The sequence below is a fragment of the Georgenia sp. TF02-10 genome, from assembly GCF_022759505.1.
Lineage (GTDB): Bacteria > Actinomycetota > Actinomycetes > Actinomycetales > Actinomycetaceae > TF02-10.
Genome location: NZ_CP094289.1, coordinates 3028546 through 3046215 on the forward strand (window position 1 = coordinate 3028546; position 17670 = coordinate 3046215).

Here is a 17670-nt window from a genome sequence, read left to right on the forward strand (position 1 = left end):
CTGCGGCAACCAGATCCCCACCTGGGCATCCCGGTAACCCATCTGCCCACCGCGGCAGCGACGCGGCGCGCTGGTGGTCAGGCCGGCCGCAGCTCCCCGACCAGGGTGGGCAGCGAGTCCAGGCAGTCCTCGGTGGCCGCTTCCCCGGCCAGCAGCGCCTCGATCGCCCCGTAGGTGGCGAAGCCGAGCATCCGCGCTGCGGCGGGCACGCTCAGCCGCAGGTTCGCCGGCTCGGCGCTGGCCAGCGAACGCTCGGCCCGGTGGACGAGCTCGTCGCACACCGTGCGCACCAGGTCCGGGTCCCCGGCGGGACCGAGCGTCCCGACCAGCCCCTGCCGGTTGTCCTCCACGTAGGTCAGCACCGACCCGAGCCAGGTGCGGTAGGACTGCTCGGCCGGCTCCGGCTCGGCGATCTGCTCCACGAGGTCGGCCACGGTGGCGGCGGCGAGCTCCCCCACGGACCGGAAGTGCTTGTAGAAGGTGGTCCGGTGCAGGCCGGCGGCGCGGCACAGCTCGGCCACGGTGATCTCCCGCAGCGGGGTGGTTGCCACCAGCTCCGTCAGGGCCTGCTGCAGCGCGGCGACCGTCCGGCGCGCACGGGGATCGAGTCGCCCGACGTCGGAATTCATGGGCTCATCATGCCCGGCGGGGCAGCGGCCCGCTATGCGTTCGGCGCGCGGCTCACGGGCCGTTCAGTGCCAAGGCCCGCGGGCGGTGAGCACGTCGCGCAGCAGGGTGGGCCGGTCCGAGACCAGGCCGTCGACGCCCATGTCCAGCAGCCGGCACATCTCCCCCGGCTCGTCCACCGTCCACACGTGCACCGCCAGGCCGTGGCGGTGCGCGGCGGCGATGAACGCCGGGGTCACCACCGGGAACCGCCGGTAGCGCACCGGCACCTGCACGCACACCGTGCCGGCCGCGGGGCCGGGCACCTGGCGCAGGGCCCGGTCCTGGGCCGGGCCGGGCAGCCGGGCGGCGGCGACCAGGCGCAACACGTCCGCCCGGCCGAGGCCGGTGGCCACCGCGGGGCCCAGCGCCGCCCGCACCCGCGCCAGCCGCTCCTCGGCGAAGGAGGTCAGGCACACCCGGTCCACGGCGCCGGCGTCGCGGACCGTGGCCACCAGCGGGTCGACGACGGCGTCGGACTTGGCGTCGATGTTCACCCGCAGCTCAGGGTAGTCCGCCAGGAGCTCGTCCAGCCGCACCAGCCGGTCCCCCGAGCGGTCGCGCAGCACGGCGACCTGCCGCCAGGTCATCGCCGCCAGCGCCCCGGAGCCGTCGGTGACGCGGTCCACCGTGGGGTCGTGGGACAGGACGACAACGCCGTCCGCCGTGGCGTGCACGTCCGTCTCCAGGTACCCCAGACCCAGGGCGCGGACGTGCTCGACGGCGGCGCGGGAGTTCTCCGGAACCTCCTGGGCGCCGCCGCGGTGCGCGAGCGCGATGGGACCGACGCCGTCGAGGTAGGGCACGAGGGACATCCTCCCCCGGCCGGGGGCTCCTTCGTGCACCACCCATAGCGCCTGGGCACCCCGGTGCCGGGACGAGCAGGGCCGAGCCGGAGCTCGATGGGGTCGCTCAGACGGCGCTCAGGATGACGCGGCGGCCGTTCCCCCCACGGAGGCGGCGATGGTGCCGATCATCACGGCGGCCTGCAGGTCCCGCACGGCCTCGCCGACGGCGTCGCCGACCACCCCGGACTCCCCGATCTCCTTCGCCCGACGACGGGCTGCTCGCCGGTCTTCCTTGGCCACGACGCGATCGACCAACTCGAGCGGTTCCAGCAGACCGACCAGCAGGGCCTCCTCCTCGGTGGGCGTCCGGCCGATGACCAGGACCTCGCCGAGCCCACGTCGCAGCTCCATCTCCGGGACCGGGTCGGCCGCCGGGAACCGGGTGGTAGGAAACAGGCCGAGCACCCGGGAACGCTCCTCGGACAGCACGCCGCGCGCCACCAGCCCCCGAGCCAGCCGCTCGCCCAGGGGGCGCAGCTCACGCTGCAGCCGGTCGACCCAGCCCTTGGCGTCGCGCGGTTTGGCCGAGTCCCGGATTGCCCGGTAGGCCGCGCCGAGCACGTCGTGCGCCGGCGGCTCCCCGCCGGCGGCCACCAGCTTCTTGTCGGGGCCTACCGTCAGGTGGCCGCTCCGACCCAGGTCGAGCAGCAGCGCGGCAGCCAGCCCCGCCTCACCGGCCCACAGGGCGGTGCTGCGGCCCTTCTCGTCGTCGAGCGCGATCAGCAACGTCTGTTCAGCGAGGAGCAGCCCCATGGACCGACCCTACTGTCCTGGCCGGCGCTCCGGCAGGCCAGCGCGACGGTCCGGCCGACACGCCCTCCACCCTGATGTGCGGCGAACGGTTCCGAGGGGTGGGGACCGGTCGGGCCCGATTGTCGGACCCCGCACCTACCCTGGACACATGTTCGAGGAGGAGCGGGACGAGCCGGGAGCCGGTGCTGCTGCATCTGGCTCGGTCGGTGATGCTGCCGGTCGCTCCGGCGGCGCCGCCGGACGGCCCAGCCAAGGTGGGGATGGGTCGGGGCCCGATGATGCTCCTATTGCTGTCAAGCGGCGTGGAGCCAGTGGCGGTAGGCGTCGGCGAGGGTGTCGTTGCGGCTGAGTCCTCGTTCGAGGCGGGAGATGACGGTGGGCCAGGTGCCGAAGTGGTCGGCGGCGGCTTGCAGGGTGATGTGCTTGGCGTTGCGTAGGGGGCGCAGGTCCTCGGTGCGGGGGACCGGGGCGGGGTGGGTCAGGAGGTGGTAGACCTCCCGGGCGATGGTGCGCTTGAGGCAGCGGATGATCTCTTTGGTGTCCTTGCCCTCGGTGGTGCGCTTGGCGACGTAGGCCTTGGTGCGGGGGTCGCAGGACATGCGGACCAGGACGATGCGGTACAGGGCGGCGTTGGCGTGGCGGTCTCCGCCGCGGTTGAGCCGGTAGCGCACGGTCTTGCCGGAGGAGGCCGGGATGGGCGCGGCGCCGCACAGGGCCGCGAAGGAGCCTTCGCTGGTGAGCCGGTCGGGGTTGTCCCCGGCGGTGACGAGGAGCTGGGCGGCGGTGACCGTGCCGATGCCCTTGGTGGCGAGCAGGGCCGGGGCGGCCCGGCGCAGGAGGGTGTCGAGGTCGGCCTCGAGCTCGGTGATCTCCTCGGTGAGGTAGCGGTGGCGGCGGGCGAGGTGGCGCAGCGCCGTCAGGGTCGCGGCCTCGACGCCGGCGGTGGCCGGGGCCGGCCGGGTGGCGGCGAGGCGGGTGAGGAGCTCGGTGTCGGTGAGGTTGCGGACCTGGGCGCGGATCTTCTCGGGGGCGGTGACGAGCAGGCTCTTGATCTGCCGCTGGGTGTTGGCGCGGGCCTTGACCGCCGAGCGGCGGGCCAGGTGCAGGGCGCGGATGGCCTCTACGTCCCCGTCGGCGGCCTTGGGGGCTGGCAGGCGGTCCCCGGCCAGCACGGCGGAGGCGGCGGCGTAGGCGTCGATCGGGTCGGACTTGCCGTGGCGGCGGCGGACCTGGCGGGCCGGGCGCAGGACCTCGGCGACCTTCACCCCGGCGCTGCGCAGGTGGCGGGAGAGCCCCGCGCCGTAGGAGTTCGTGCCCTCGATCCCGACGGTGGTGACCTGCCCGTGGCTGGTGATGAACCTCAGCAGGTCGCCGTAGCCGGCCTCGGTGGTGGGGAACTTCGCGTCCCCGAGCCGGGTGCCGGTCGCCGCGGCGACCACGGCGACGTGATGGGTGTCGGCGTGGGTGTCCACGCCGGCGATGACAGCAGCAGGAGCGCTGGCCATGAGTGGTGATGCCTCTTTCCGTGACGGACGGGCACACCGGCCAGGCGGGCAGACAGGACGTTGACGGGACCGTTGGTCGGGCTCATATGAGGTCATGCCCCTCTGGCCGGCGTGCTTGGTGCCCCGCCGAGGGTGGACGGATCATGTTCAGGACAGTCCCCGCAGGGACGTCAGTCAGTGCCCGGGTCACACCCCCGACGAGGCCCTTACATCCTTCAACGTCAGACCCCCCACCTACCATGGACACATGTTCGAGGACGAGCGAGAGGAGCCGGCAGCAGGTGCTGCCGCCGGCCGCCCCGGCCGTGGGGCCGGGCGGTCTCGGCGGGCTGCTCCTGGGCCGTTCGACGGTGGCTGGGACGGGCCGGGTCCGGAGGGGTGGTTGGTGTGGTCCCCGGCGGACGAGGCGGCGCAGGCGCGGGGGTTCTGCTGCGCCGAGGACGCGGAGTCGAACGAACCGTGCCGGCACATGCGCCACTTCGCCGCGGTGATGGCCGCCCAGGACCGGGTTGCCCGGGTCCGGGCGGCGGCCGAGGGGGAGCTGTGGGACGAGGACGCCCTCGACGACGGCGGCGACCCGGCCGGGGACGACCCGCACGCGCGGGTGCGGGTGCGGGTGTGGTTGGTGGCCTCCCAGGTGCTCGCCGACGCCGCTCGGGCGGCGGGGGTGGCCCGGACCTCGGAGATCACCGGGGACGTCGCGGTGGCGCCGGGTGAGGTGGAGGAGACCGCCGCCCGGCTGGCCCGGGCCGCGGAGGCGGCGACCCTGGCCCGCGGGGAGGAGATCACTCCTGACGTGCAGGAGTTCTTCCAGGTGGCGGCGGCGATGGCCCCCCGCGAGCCGCTCGCCGACGCAGACCGCACAGTCGTCCTGTCGGCGGAGCAGGTGGCGGCGGGGGTCGAGCTGTTCCTGGCGGTCGCGCGCGGGGAGACAGACGTGGTCGTCCCCGACGATCCCGGCCCGGCGCCGGTCACCGAGGCGCCGTACAGCCCGTGGGAGGCGGCCGGGGCGGCCGGGGACGGCTGCCTGCTGACCACCATCGGCCTGGACACCGACTCCCTGGCCAGGTGCCCGGCCGGGCCCGAGCTCGCCGCCCTCCTCTCCGGGGTCAACCTCCAGGACCTGGACGGGTTCGCCGCGGTGGAGGCCCTCGCCGCGATACGCCGGGTGGAGAGCTGGGCCGCCGCGAAGTCCGCCGAGCTCGCCGACGTGGTCGCGACCCGGTGCCGGGACATCTACGACGCCAGAGCGGTGAAGGGCCCGGGCGGGACGGTGCTGGACGGATCCGCCCAGGAGGTCGCCATGCGCCTGGGCATCTCGGTGACCGAGGCGAACCGGCTGATCCGCACCGGACGCGGCATGCGCGGGGCGTTCACCGACACCGCCGCCGCGCTGCGGTCCGGGGCGATCGACTACCGCAAGGCGTCCACGATCATCACCACCCTGGCCGAGCACGCCCTCCCCGTGGCGGTGCTGGCCGAGGCCGAGGTGCTGCCCACCGCCCCCACCCGCACCCACGCCCAGCTCGTCAAGGACCTGGCCGCCGCCCTGGTCAAGGTCGACCCCGCCGCCGCCACCGAGCGCCACCACCGGGCCCGCGCCGGCCGCAAGGTCACGCATCCCTCGCCGTTGCCGCACGGGATGGCCTCGCTGTACGCGGTGCTGCCGGCCGAGGACGCCGTCCGCGTCGACCTCGCCCTGGAAGCCATGACCACCACCGCGAAGGCCCACGGCGACGACCGCACCCGCGACCAGCTCCGCGCCGACGCCCTCGCCGTCCTCGCCCACGGCGCCCTGACCACCGGCTGGGCCGGCCCCCCACCCGGCACCAAACCACCCACCCTCGGCCAGCAGATCGACGACGACCCGACTGATGCCGCACACGCAACCGGTGACCACGCCGACACGGCCGACGACAGCCCCGGCACGGCCGACGACAGCCCCGGCACGGCCGACGACGCGGGCGCGGCCGACGAGGCGCGTGCAACCGACGCAGCCGACGACGCGGGCCTGCCCGGCCCGGGAGTCGAACCCGGCGTCGAGGACCGTGCAGCATTCACGGCGGGCGCCCCGCCCGACCCTGGCCCCCCGGGCGAACCGCCTCATCCTGGACCGCCCAGCACCGCAGACGACCCGACCGGCCCGCCCGCTCCCGGCCCTGGCCCCCTGCCGCCCGAAGTGCCTCCCGACGTCGAGGATCCGGCACCGCCGCCGGGCGCACCGCCGGGAAGACTCCGTCCCGGGACGGGTGACTGGGTGGAGTGCCCGGGCACCGGGGAGATCCCCGACCTGCACCTGCTGCTGTCCTGGCGCTCCGGCATGCCGCTGGGCGACCCCGGCACCAACCGCACCCAGATCCGCGTCACCATTCCTTTGTCCGTCGCCCTCCCCCCGGACGACGAGACGCCCACCGGCACGAACGGCGGCGACGACACCGCCAGCGTCACCGCGGGGAGCGTCGGCACCACCGCCGGCGGAGACGACGACACCGGCGCCACCGCCGGCACCAGCGCTGCCGACACTGCTGGCACCGCCGGCACTGACGATGGTGACCGGGCAGCCGACGCCGGCACCCAGATCGACGCCACCACCGGCACCGGCGGCGGTGTGCCCGCCGACGCGGCCGTGGCTGGGCGGGACCTGGACCTGGATCCCATCCCGGGGGAGGTGGCCGAGCTCGCCGGGTACGGCCCCATCAGCCCCGACGTGGCCCGCGCCCTGGCCGCCGGCGGGACCTGGCGCCGCCTGGTCACCGACCCTCTCTCCGGCACCGTCCTGGACGTGGGCCGCACCCGCTACCGGCCCCCCGCCGACCTCGCCGAGCACGTCCGCACCCGCGACCGCACCTGCGTCCGCCCCGGCTGCACCACCCCCGCCGAGCGTTGCCAGATCGATCACACGCTCGCCTTCTCCCAGGGCGGCAAGACGGCCGCCGCCAGCCTGGGCGCGCAGTGCACCACCGACCACGCCCTGAAGTCCGCGGGTACGTTCAAGACCACCCAGCCCTCCCCCGGGGTGTTCGAGTGGCTCACCCCCACCGGGCACGCCTACCGCCGCAACCTCGACGGCACCACCACCCCCCTGAACACCTGGCGAGGACGAGGACGCCCCAGTCTCACCGGCGCCCACGGCTCCCACGGCGACGACGAGTACGGCGAACCGCCGTTCTGAGCCCGACCGGCACGAGAACCACAGTCGACCCTCCCGGCGCAACCAGCACGGCCACGGACCAAAGGGCTCAGGACGAACGGCCGTAGGCCCTTAGCCCGACCCGCGGCGGGCCAGCCGTTCCTAGCGTCAGCCTCAGGACCGGAGAACCGCCGGCACCTCGGCCGGCGCACCAGGGCAGCCTCACTTGTCGCGCGCGACCAGCTTCGCCCTGAGCCGGGCGACGTGCTCATCCGCGTCGACCGATGGGGTGTCGCTGCTGACGTACTCGTCCACGCGGCGATCGATCTCCGCACGCCAGGCCGCATCGACCTCGCCCTGGTCCGCGTCGTCAACGTCGTCCAGGCTTCGCAGACCACGCTCGATGACGGCTGCACGATCCTCGGGAGCGAGCGCGAGCAGTGCCCGCTCGACCTCGGTGACGTCTGGTGCCACCGGTCGAGTCTACGGCGGCACGGTGACGGCCAGACCAGAATGCGGGCCAGGGATGACAACGGGATCCACCCACGCGATGCCCGCCTGCGCGACCGGCAGCGTGCCCGGTGGGGGTCATCAGCCAACGACCAGGAGCGCCGTCTCGACGGCCACCACGCCCCGGGCTCCCGTGGCGAACCTCACAGCCGAGCCTCGCCGTCGATCGGCCGCCGTCGCCGCGAACCCCGGAACGCCGCCGCTCTGCCGGCGGGACCAAGGGCTCAGGACGAACGGCCGTGGGCCCTTGGCCCGGCCCGCGGCGGGCCGGCCGTTCCTAGCGTCAGCCTCAGGACCGGCGAACCGCCGGCACCTCGGCCGGCGCACCAGCGCAGGCCGGCACCCGGCCGACGCACGGCGCCGGCCCGCCACACCGGGAGCAGATGTGGACACCGAGATCGACCGGCTCGTCGCCCGGGGCCTCGCGGCCCTCGCCGCCTACGCCGACCTCACCCAGGCGGACGTGGACAACATCGTCAAGAAGGCCTCCGTCGCCGCGCTCAACCAGCACGGGGTGCTGGCCCAGGCCGCCGTCACCGAGACCGGCCGCGGCGTCTTCGAGGACAAGGCGACCAAGAACATCTTCGCCTGCGAGCACGTCACCTACTCCATGCGCGACCTGCGCACCGTCGGCGTCGTCCGCCGCGACGAGCTCGCCGGCCTGGTGGAGATCGCCGAGCCGGTCGGCGTCGTCGCCGGCATCACGCCGGTGACCAACCCGACGTCGACGGCCATCTTCAAGGCGCTGATCTGCCTGAAGACCCGCAACCCGATCATCTTCGCCTTCCACCCCGGCGCCCAGGAGTGCTCGGCGGCCGCCGCCCGGGTGGTCCGCGACGCAGCGGTGGCCGCCGGCGCCCCGGCGGACTGCATCCAGTGGATCACCGAGCCGTCGATGGGGGCCACCAGCGCGCTGATGAACCACCCGGGCGTCTCCCTCATCCTGGCCACCGGCGGGAACGCGATGGTCAAGGCCGCCTACTCGTGCGGCAAGCCGGCGCTCGGGGTGGGCGCCGGGAACGTCCCCGCCTACGTCCACGCCAGCGCCGACGTCGAGCGGGCCGCCACGGACCTGGTGATGTCGAAGTCGTTCGACAACGGCATGATCTGCGCCTCGGAGCAGGCCGCCATCATCGACGACGCCGTCTACGCCGAGACGATGACCCACCTGCAGGGCCTGCACGCCCACGTGGCCACCCCGGCCGAGAAGGCCCAGCTCGAGGAGCTCATCTTCGGGGTCCGGGCCGACGGCGAGAGCTGCGGGCAGGCGCGGCTGAACGCCGCCGTCGTCGGCCGGTCCCCGGCCTGGATCGCCGAGCAGGCCGGCTTCACCGTCCCGCCGGACACCTCGATCATCCTCGCCGAGGTCTCCGGCGTCGGCCCGCACGAGCCGCTCACCCGCGAGAAGCTCTGCCCGGTGCTGGCCGTGCTGCGCTCCGCCGACGCCGAGCACGGCTTCGCCCTCGCCGAGCAGATGGTCGAGCTGGACGGGCTGGGCCACTCCGCGGTCATCCACGCCGCCGACCCCGCGCTGGTGGAGGCCTACGGCGCGCGGGTGAAGGCGGTGCGGATCATCACCAACGCCCCGGCCGCGCTCGGCGGCATCGGCGACATCTACACCGCGTTCCTCCCCTCCCTCACGCTGGGCTGCGGCTCCTACGGCCACAACTCGGTGTCCAACAACGTCTCGGCGGTGGACCTCATCAACATCAAGCGCATCGGCCGGCGGAACAACAACCTGCAGTGGTTCAAGGTGCCGGCCAAGACCTACTTCGAGCCGCACGCGATCCGCTACCTCTACGACATGGAGGGCATCAGCCGGGTCACGGTCGTCACCGACGCCACGATGACCCGGCTGGGGTACGTGGAGAAGATCCGCGACGTGCTGGACCGCCGGGCCGAGCCGGTCACCCTGCAGATCATCGACGACGTCGAGCCGGAGCCGTCCATCGGCACCGTGCGCCGCGGGGCGGAGTCCATGCGCTCGTTCCGGCCGGACACGATCATCGCCCTGGGCGGCGGGTCCCCGATGGACGCCGCGAAGGTGATGTGGCTGCTCTACGAGCACCCCGAGGTCCGGTTCGAGGACCTTCGGGAGAAGTACCTGGACGTGCGCAAGCGGGCCTTCCGCTACCCGCCGCTGGGCGAGCTGGCCAGGCTCGTCTGCATCCCGACGTCGTCCGGCACGGGCGCCGAGGTCACCCCGTTCGCGGTCATCTCCGACCCGGCCACCGGGTACAAGTACCCGCTGGCGGACTACGCGCTGACTCCGTCGGTGGCGATCATCGACCCTGAGCTCACCGCCGAGATGCCCTCGACGCTGGCGGCCGACTCCGGGTTCGACGCGCTGACCCACGCCACCGAGGCGTACGTGTCCGTCTACGCCAACGACTTCACCGACGCCCTGGCGCTGCACGCGATCAGGATGGTCTTCGACAACATCGCCACCTCGGTGAACGGCCGGCGCGACGGCGTCCCGCCGGCGGAGGTCCGCCGGGCCCGCGAGCGGATGCACAACGCCTCCACCATCGCGGGCATGGCATTCGGCAACGCCTTCCTCGGCATCGTCCACGCCATGGCCCACACCGTCGGCTCGACCTACCACCAGGTGCACGGCCGGACCAACGCCGTGCTGCTGCCGCACGTCGTCCGCTACAACGGGCAGGTCCCGACGAAGCTGAGCAACTGGCCCAAGTACGAGCGCTACGTCGCCCCGCAGCGCTTCCAGGACATCGCCCGGCACCTCGGCCTGCCGCACGCCACCCCGGCCGAGGCGGTGGAGGCCTACGCCACCGCCGTGGAGGAGCTGCGGGCCCGGCTGGGCATGCCGGGGTCCTTCGCCCAGATGGGCGTCGCGGAGGTCGACTTCATCCCCGCGCTGGACACCCTGGCGATGCGGGCCTTCGAGGACCAGTGCGCCCCGGCGAACCCGCGGCTGCCGATGGTCGCCGACATGAAGGACATGATGCAGGCCGCCTACTACGGGGTCACCGTCGCGCAGGTCCGGGCCGACCGGGCCGCGGCGGCGGCCAGCGGGAACGACGCCGCCGCACCGGCCACCGCACCGGCCGCCCGCCGGTAGCGGGGCTTGGCGGGGCGGGGGACGGTCAGCCGTCCCCCGCCCCCGCGCTCACGCCGGGCCGCGGTTGCCCGCCCGCTGCATGGAGTCCCGGACCTCCCCGACGAGCTCTTCGAGGATGTCCTCCAGGAACACCACGCCCAGGCAGGTGCCGGCGGTGCCGACCACCCGGGCCAGGTGGGTGCCGGTGCGCTGCATCTCGGCCAGGGCGTCCTCCACCTCGTCGCCCGGCGCGACCGTGGCCAGGGCCCGCACCCGCCAGCCGGGCACCGGCTGGGACCGCTCGCCGTCGTCGGCGTAGAGCACGTCCTTCAGGTGCAGGTACCCGACCAGCTCCCCGTCCTCCCCGACCACCGGGAAGCGGGAGTAGCCGGTGCGGGCCACCTCCCGCTCGACGTCCTCGGGGGTGCAGCCCACCGGCAGGGTGAGCAGCTCCTCGAGCGGGACCATGACCTGCTCGGCGGTCTCCTCGGAGAACTCGATGGCGCCGGTGAGCAGGCCCAGGTCGTCCTGCAGGACGCCCTCGGCCCGGGACCGCTCGACGATCGAGGCGACCTCCTCGGCGGTGAAGGCGGAGGTGACCTCGTACTTGGGCTCGACGCCCACCAGCCGCAGGACGAGGTTGGCGAACCCGTTCAGGGCCACCACCAGCGGGTGGAGCACCTTGGACAGCCACACCAGCGGCGGGGCGAGGACCAGGGCCGCGCGCTCGGGGGAGGTCACCGAGAGGTTCTTGGGGACCATCTCCCCCAGCACGACGTGCAGGTAGACCACGAGCGCGAGCGCCAGCACGAAGGCGACGACGTGGCTCGCCTCCGCGGGCAGGCCGACGGCCACCAGCGGGCCCTGGACGAGGTGGGCCAGGGCCGGCTCGGCGACGACGCCCAGCCCGGTGGAGCACACGGTCACCCCGAGCTGGGCGCAGGCCAGCATGATGGTGACGTTCTCCATCGCGTACAGCACGGTGCGGGCCGCCCGCGACCCGGCCTCGGCGCGCGGCTCGATGCGGGAGCGGCGGGCGGACATGACGGCGAACTCGGCGCCGACGAAGAAGGCGTTCAGGGCGAGCAGGACGACGGCCAGCACCAGCGCGGCGGAGGTGCTCACGGCTCCTCCTCCGGCGCCGGCTCCGGCCAGACGCGCAGGCGGTCCACCCGCCGCCCGGCCATCTGCTCCACCCGCAGCACGACGCCGGCGACGGCGACCTGGTCCCCGACCCGGGGGATCCGGCCGAGCCGGTCCATCACCAGGCCGCCGAGGGTCTCGTACGGGCCGTCGTCGGGCACGCTGAGCCCCGCCTGGTGGGCCAGCTCGTCCGGCCGGAGCACCCCGGGGACCACCCAGGTCCCGCCCGGCCCGGCGTGGGTGCCGGAGCGGCGCCGGTCGTGCTCGTCCGCGACGTCCCCGACGAGCTCCTCCACCACGTCCTCCAGGGTGACGATGCCGGAGGTGCCGCCGTACTCGTCGACGACGACGGCCATCTGCAGGCCCTCCTCGCGCAGCCGGACCAGGAGCGGGGCGAGGGCCAGGGTCTCGGGCACCCGCGGGGCGTCGACCATCAGGGAGGAGGAGGCCACCGGGACCTCGGCGCGCCGCTCGTGAGGCACTGCGATGGCGCGGCGCAGGTGGACCAGCCCGACGACGTCGTCCGGGTCGTCGCCGATGACCGGGAAGCGGGAGTGCCCGGTGCCCCGGGCCAGGGCGACGACGTCGGCCGCGGTGTCCTCCCGGGTCAGGGTGTGCATCCGGCCGCGGTCGGTCATGACGTCGACGGCGGTCAGCGCGCCGAGCCCGAGGGACCGGGTGAGCAGGGTGGCGGTGGAGACGTCGAGGGTGCCCAGCTCCGCGGAGCGGCGCACCAGGGCGGCCAGCTCGGGGCCGGACCGCCCGCCGGAGAGCTCCTCGGCGGCCTCGACGCCGAACCGGTGCAGGATCGCGTTGGCCGAGCCGTTCAGGGCGATGATGACCGGGCGGAGGGCGCGGGTGAAGGCGCCCTGCAGCGGGGCGACGATCCCGGCCGTGGCCAGCGGGTCGGCCAGCGCCAGGTTCTTCGGGACGAGCTCGCCGAAGACCATCGAGAAGGTGTTGACGGCCACCAGGGACAGCACGACGGCGGTGGCCGAGGCGGCGGCCTGGGCCAGCCCGGCGGAGCCCAGCGGCCCGGTGAGCAGCTCGGCCAGCGCCGACTGGGTGGTGTAGCCGAGCAGGATCGTGGTCAGGGTGATGCCGACCTGGGCGCTGGACAGGCCCAGGGAGAGGTGGCGCAGCGCCTTGCTGACGCCGGCCGCGCGCCGGTCGCCGGCCGCGACGCGGCGGTCCACGGTGCCGGGGTCCAGGGCCACCAGGGAGAACTCCGCGGCGACGAAGACGGCGGTCCCGGCGGTCAGCACGACGCCGAGCAGGACCATCAGCCACTCGGTCAGCACGGCGTCTCCGGGCTGGGCGGGGTGGCCAGGCTGGGCGCGATCCTCGTCCTGGGCGTGGTCGCCGGGCTCAGCGCGCCGGGGGGCCGCACGGGCGGGCCGACCGAGGCGCGGTCGGCGGTGGAGGGTCGGGCTGGGGCGGGGTCGGCGGGATGTCGACCGCGGCGTGAGCGACGCATGGTGCGCCTGATCGTACCGAGCGGGCGGGGCCGGCGGCGCACCCGGCCGGGGGTGCCCGGCCGCCGCCCGGTGAGGGTCCGGCCACCGGCGGTTGCGGGGTTGGCCCGCCGTGTGCGACCTCAGGCCAGGAGCGCTGCCGGACACCCGGAGAGCCGCGCATCGGACCTCCTGAGGTCCCCGGACGACCCGCGGCCGGGACGAGTTCCCCGGGCCCGCCGTCGACCAGCAGACCCATCCGGTACCTCGGTCCAAGCCCCGCGTGACGCCGCCTTGACCGCGGCTTTTGGCAGGTGCCCCGAGGCCACCACAGACCGGGGCAGATCGGCGGAAACCGGCCCCTGAGGCCGCCTCCGCGCGAGCCGATCACCTAGGCTGGAAGCCGCGATCTTCATCACAGACCCGGAAGAGGGCGAACCCCGCGTGTCCACCCAGGAGCACCCCGACATCAGCGCGACCTTCGGAGCCAACGAGTGGCTCATCGAGGAGCTGTACGAGAAGTACCGGCAGGACAAGAGGTCCGTGGACCCCGCGTGGTGGGACTTCTTCGCCGACTACGAGCGCGAGGGCGGCGCGGGCGCCGCCGACGACGTCGAGAGCGCCCCGCCCGGCCAGACCCCGGCGACCCCGGCGGAGCGGATCCCGGGCACGGGGAACGGCGCGGCGGCCGGCACGACGCCGCCGCAGCAGGCGCCCGCCGAGCAGGCCCCGGCCCGGCCGGCCCGGGACGAGCAGGCCCCGAGCAAGCCGGCGCCGCAGGCCCAGGCCCAGCAGGCACCCGCCAGGCCAGCCCAGGCCGACCAGGCCCCGGCGCAGCCGGCCTCGGCCGAGGCCGCCCCCGCCGCCCAGGCCGTCGAGCAGGCCCCGGCCGCCGTCGACGCCCCCACCGCGCCCCCCACCCCGGCGAGCGTGCCCGCCGTCGACGACCGCACCACCGTGGCCCAGGACCAGGTCCGCGGCGACCTGCCGCCGGCCCCGCCGGTCACCGCCCAGCCGCCCACCTCCCCCTACGCCGAGCGCGCCGCGCAGACCGCCTCCTCCGCCGCCACGGCCGCCGAGGACGAGACGGTCAAGCTGCGCGGCGTGGCCGCCCGCACGGCCAGCAACATGGAGGCCAGCATCGAGGTGCCGGTGGCGACGTCGGTGCGCGCGGTGCCGGCGAAGGTGATGGTGGACAACCGCATCGTCATCAACAACCACCTGGCCCGCTCCCGCGGCGGGAAGATCTCCTTCACCCACCTGATCGGCTTCGCGATGATCGAGGCGCTGGCCGAGGTGCCGGAGATGAACCACTCCTTCACCCAGACCGAGGACGGCAAGCCCGCCGTCTTCGAGCCGGCGCACGTCAACTTCGGCCTCGCCATCGACCTGCCCCGCCCGGACGGCACCCGCACCCTGGTGGTGCCCTCGGTCAAGCGGGCCGAGGAGATGGACTTCGCGCAGTTCTGGCGGGCCTACGAGGACCTGGTGCGCCGGGCCCGGGACAACAAGCTCACCGTGGAGGACTACGCCGGGACCACCATCTCGCTGACCAACCCCGGCGGGATCGGCACCGTGCACTCCATCCCGCGGCTGATGAAGGGCCAGGGCACCATCGTCGGCGTCGGGGCGATGGAGTACCCGGCCGAGTTCGCCGGCACCTCCGCCAAGGCGCTCGCCCGGATGGGCGTGTCCAAGGTCCTGACGCTGACCTCCACCTACGACCACCGGATCATCCAGGGCGCGGCGTCCGGGGAGTTCCTCCGCGCCATCCACACCAAGCTGCTCGGCACCGACGGCTTCTACGACCGGGTCTACGCCGCCCTGCGGGTGCCGTACGAGCCGGTGCGGTGGATGCGGGACGTGGAGTACTCCGCGGAGACCGAGCTGGGCAAGCCGGCCCGCATCGCCGAGCTCATCCACGCCTACCGCTCCCGCGGCCACTTCCTCGCCGACACCGACCCGCTGTCCTACCGCCAGCGCCGGCACGCCGACCTGGACATCACCAGCTACGGCCTGACGCTGTGGGACCTGGAGCGCACCTTCCCCACCGGCGGGCTGGGCGGCAGCCCGCAGATGACCCTGCGGGACATCCTCGGGCTGCTCCGGGACGCCTACTGCCGCACCATCGGCGTGGAGTACATGCACATCGCGGACCGGGCCCAGCGGGAGTGGTTCCAGGAGCGCCTGGAGACCCCCTACGCCAAGCCGTCCAGCGAGCAGCAGCTGCAGATCCTGCGCAAGCTCGGCCAGGCGGAGGCCTTCGAGACCTTCCTGCAGACGAAGTTCGTCGGCCAGAAGCGGTTCTCCCTCGAGGGTGGGGAGTCCCTCATCCCGCTGCTGGACACCGTGCTGACCGGCGCCGCCCGGGAGGGGCTGGACGAGGTCGCCATCGGCATGGCGCACCGCGGCCGGCTCAACGTCCTGGCCAACATCGCCGGGAAGTCCTACGGGCAGATCTTCTCCGAGTTCGAGGGCAACCAGGACCCGCGCACCGTCCACGGCTCCGGCGACGTGAAGTACCACCTGGGCACCGAGGGCGTGTTCACCTCCCCGGACGGGGAGACGACCAAGGTGTACCTGGCCGCCAATCCCTCCCACCTGGAGGCCGGCGACGGCGTCCTGGAGGGTGTGGTGCGGGCCAAGCAGGACCGCATCGACCTGGGCGAGGCCGGGTTCTCCGTGCTGCCCATCCTCATCCACGGCGACGCCGCGTTCGCCGGGCAGGGCGTGGTCACCGAGACCCTCAACCTCTCCCAGCTGCGCGGGTACCGCACCGGCGGGACCGTGCACATCATCGTCAACAACCAGATCGGGTTCACCACCGGGCCCTCCTCGGCCCGCTCCTCCTACTACCCCACCGACATCGCCAAGGGCCTGCAGGTCCCGGTCCTGCACGTCAACGGCGACGACCCGGAGGCCGTCGCCCGGGTGGCGGAGCTGGCGTTCGAGTACCGCCAGGACTTCCACAAGGACGTCATCGTGGACCTGGTCTGCTACCGCCGTCGGGGGCACAACGAGGGCGACGACCCGTCGATGACCCAGCCGGTGATGTACTCCCTGATCGAGAACAAGCGGTCCACCCGCACCCTGTACACCGAGTCCCTCATCGGCCGCGGCGACCTCACCGAGGAGCAGGCCGAGGCCGCGCTGAAGGAGTACCAGCAGGAGCTGGAGAAGGCCTTCACCGAGACCCGCGACGGCGGCTGGACCCCGCCGCAGACCGGTGAGCAGGTCCTCGGCCTGGAGCGGCCGGAGTCCCAGCAGGAGGACGCCGGGATGATGGTCGGCTGGCAGACCGCCGTGCCGGCCGAGGTCCTCCAGCGGATCGGCCAGGCGCACGTGCGCCCGCCCGCCGACTTCGCCGTCCACCCGAAGCTGGAGAAGCTCCTCGCCCGCCGCGAGGAGATGTCCCGCGCCGGCGGCATCGACTGGGGCTTCGGGGAGCTGCTCGCCTTCGGCTCGCTGCTGATGGAGGGCACGCCGGTGCGGCTGGCCGGGCAGGACACCCGGCGCGGCACCTTCGTCCAGCGCCACTCGGTGCTGCACGACCACACCAACGGCGCGGAGTGGACGCCGCTGATGTACCTCACCCCGGACCAGGCCAAGTTCTGGGTGTACGACTCCTCGCTGAGCGAGTACGCCGCGATGGCCTTCGAGTACGGCTACTCGGTGGAGCGGCCGGACGCGCTGGTGCTCTGGGAGGCGCAGTTCGGCGACTTCGCCAACGGCGCGCAGATCGTCGTCGACGAGTTCATCTCCTCGGCCGAGCAGAAGTGGGGCCAGCACTCCTCCCTGGTGCTGCTCCTGCCGCACGGGTACGAGGGCCAGGGGCCGGACCATTCCTCCGGGCGCATCGAGCGGTTCCTGCAGATGTGCGCCGAGGAGAACATGATCGTCGCCCAGTCCTCCACCCCGGCGAACCATTTCCACCTGCTGCGCCGGCAGGCCTACGCCCGGCCCCGCAAGCCGCTCGTGGCGTTCACCCCCAAGCAGCTGCTCCGGCTGAAGGCGGCGGCCTCGGCGGTGGAGGATTTCACCTCCGGCACGTTCCGGACGGTGATCGGCGAGGTGGAGCAGCGGGTCCGCGACGGCGGCGAGCAGGTCGAGCGGGTGCTGCTGTGCTCGGGGCGGATCTACTACGACCTGGCCGCCCGGCGCCTGAAGGACGTCGACGACAAGGTCGCCATCGTCCGGCTCGAGCAGCTCTACCCCCTCGACCTCGACGCGGTCCGCGCCGAGCTCGCCCGCTACCCCCGGGCCGAGGTGGTGTGGGTGCAGGACGAGCCGGAGAACCAGGGGCCGTGGACGTTCGTCTCCGACCACCTCCCGCCCGCCCTGGACGGGCGCGAGCTGCGGGTGGTCTCCCGCCCGGCGGCCGCCTCCCCGTCCACCGGCTCGCACAAGCGGCACGTGGAGGAGAACGCCCAGCTCATGGACGCCGCCTTCGCCCGCTGACGCCCGTCGGTCGGTTCCAGGCCCGGCTGCCGCACGACGGCGGCCGGGCCCTTCCACCTTCCGTGCGGGCCGCGGGGGCCGCCGTGATTCCGCGGCAGCGCGCCTGGGGTCACGTGCCCTCACCGCCCCGCAGTCCGCGTCT

Annotated in this window: 10 protein-coding genes; 3 read left to right on the forward strand and 7 right to left on the reverse strand. The window is 74.0% G+C overall.

All coding sequences use genetic code 11. From position 1 onward, the window contains the following. Positions 1–77: 77 nt before the first annotated feature. The 4 genes from MF406_RS13640 to MF406_RS13655 form a co-directional block, all read right to left on the reverse strand. Positions 78–629, reverse strand: coding sequence for a TetR/AcrR family transcriptional regulator (locus tag MF406_RS13640; protein WP_242894747.1), 552 nt, complete (start codon positions 627–629; stop codon positions 78–80). 63 nt (positions 630–692) lie between these two features. Continuing rightward, on the reverse strand, positions 693–1472 hold the full coding sequence (locus MF406_RS13645) for a glycerophosphodiester phosphodiesterase (protein WP_242894749.1): 780 nt from the start codon (positions 1470–1472) through the stop codon (positions 693–695). Between the two features lie 117 nt (positions 1473–1589). After that, entirely contained in the window at positions 1590–2267 is a 678-nt protein-coding gene (locus MF406_RS13650; protein WP_242894751.1) for a GPP34 family phosphoprotein, read from the reverse strand. A gap of 293 nt (positions 2268–2560) precedes the next feature. Continuing rightward, entirely contained in the window at positions 2561–3772 is a 1212-nt protein-coding gene (locus MF406_RS13655) for an IS110 family transposase (RefSeq protein ID WP_371744502.1), read from the reverse strand. Between the two features lie 247 nt (positions 3773–4019). Here MF406_RS13655 and MF406_RS13660 point away from each other — a divergent pair, with 247 nt between their 5' ends. Beyond that, the gene (locus MF406_RS13660; protein ID WP_242894753.1) at positions 4020–6944 is read left to right on the forward strand and encodes an HNH endonuclease signature motif containing protein; all 2925 of its coding nucleotides are present in this window, start codon (positions 4020–4022) and stop codon (positions 6942–6944) included. A gap of 180 nt (positions 6945–7124) precedes the next feature. Here the strand turns inward: MF406_RS13660 and MF406_RS13665 are convergent, their stop codons facing one another. Next, positions 7125–7376, reverse strand: a complete 252-nt coding sequence (locus MF406_RS13665; protein WP_242894754.1) for an addiction module protein — start codon at positions 7374–7376, stop codon at positions 7125–7127. Positions 7377–7797: 421 nt separating this feature from the next. Between MF406_RS13665 and adhE the strand changes: the two genes are divergently transcribed. Beyond that, entirely contained in the window at positions 7798–10494 is a 2697-nt protein-coding gene (gene adhE, locus MF406_RS13670) for a bifunctional acetaldehyde-CoA/alcohol dehydrogenase (RefSeq protein WP_242894756.1), read from the forward strand. Positions 10495–10542: 48 nt separating this feature from the next. Here the strand turns inward: adhE and MF406_RS13675 are convergent, their stop codons facing one another. Both MF406_RS13675 and MF406_RS13680 read right to left on the reverse strand, forming a co-directional pair. Beyond that, positions 10543–11598, reverse strand: coding sequence for a hemolysin family protein (locus MF406_RS13675; RefSeq protein WP_242894758.1), 1056 nt, complete (start codon positions 11596–11598; stop codon positions 10543–10545). Next, entirely contained in the window at positions 11595–12917 is a 1323-nt protein-coding gene (locus MF406_RS13680) for a hemolysin family protein (protein ID WP_242894760.1), read from the reverse strand. Before MF406_RS13680 ends, MF406_RS13675 begins: the two co-directional genes overlap by 4 nt. 597 nt (positions 12918–13514) lie before the next feature. Between MF406_RS13680 and MF406_RS13685 the strand changes: the two genes are divergently transcribed. Next, positions 13515–17528 (forward strand): multifunctional oxoglutarate decarboxylase/oxoglutarate dehydrogenase thiamine pyrophosphate-binding subunit/dihydrolipoyllysine-residue succinyltransferase subunit, encoded by a 4014-nt coding sequence (locus tag MF406_RS13685; protein WP_242894762.1) that lies wholly within the window; start codon positions 13515–13517, stop codon positions 17526–17528. Positions 17529–17670 lie beyond the last annotated feature (142 nt).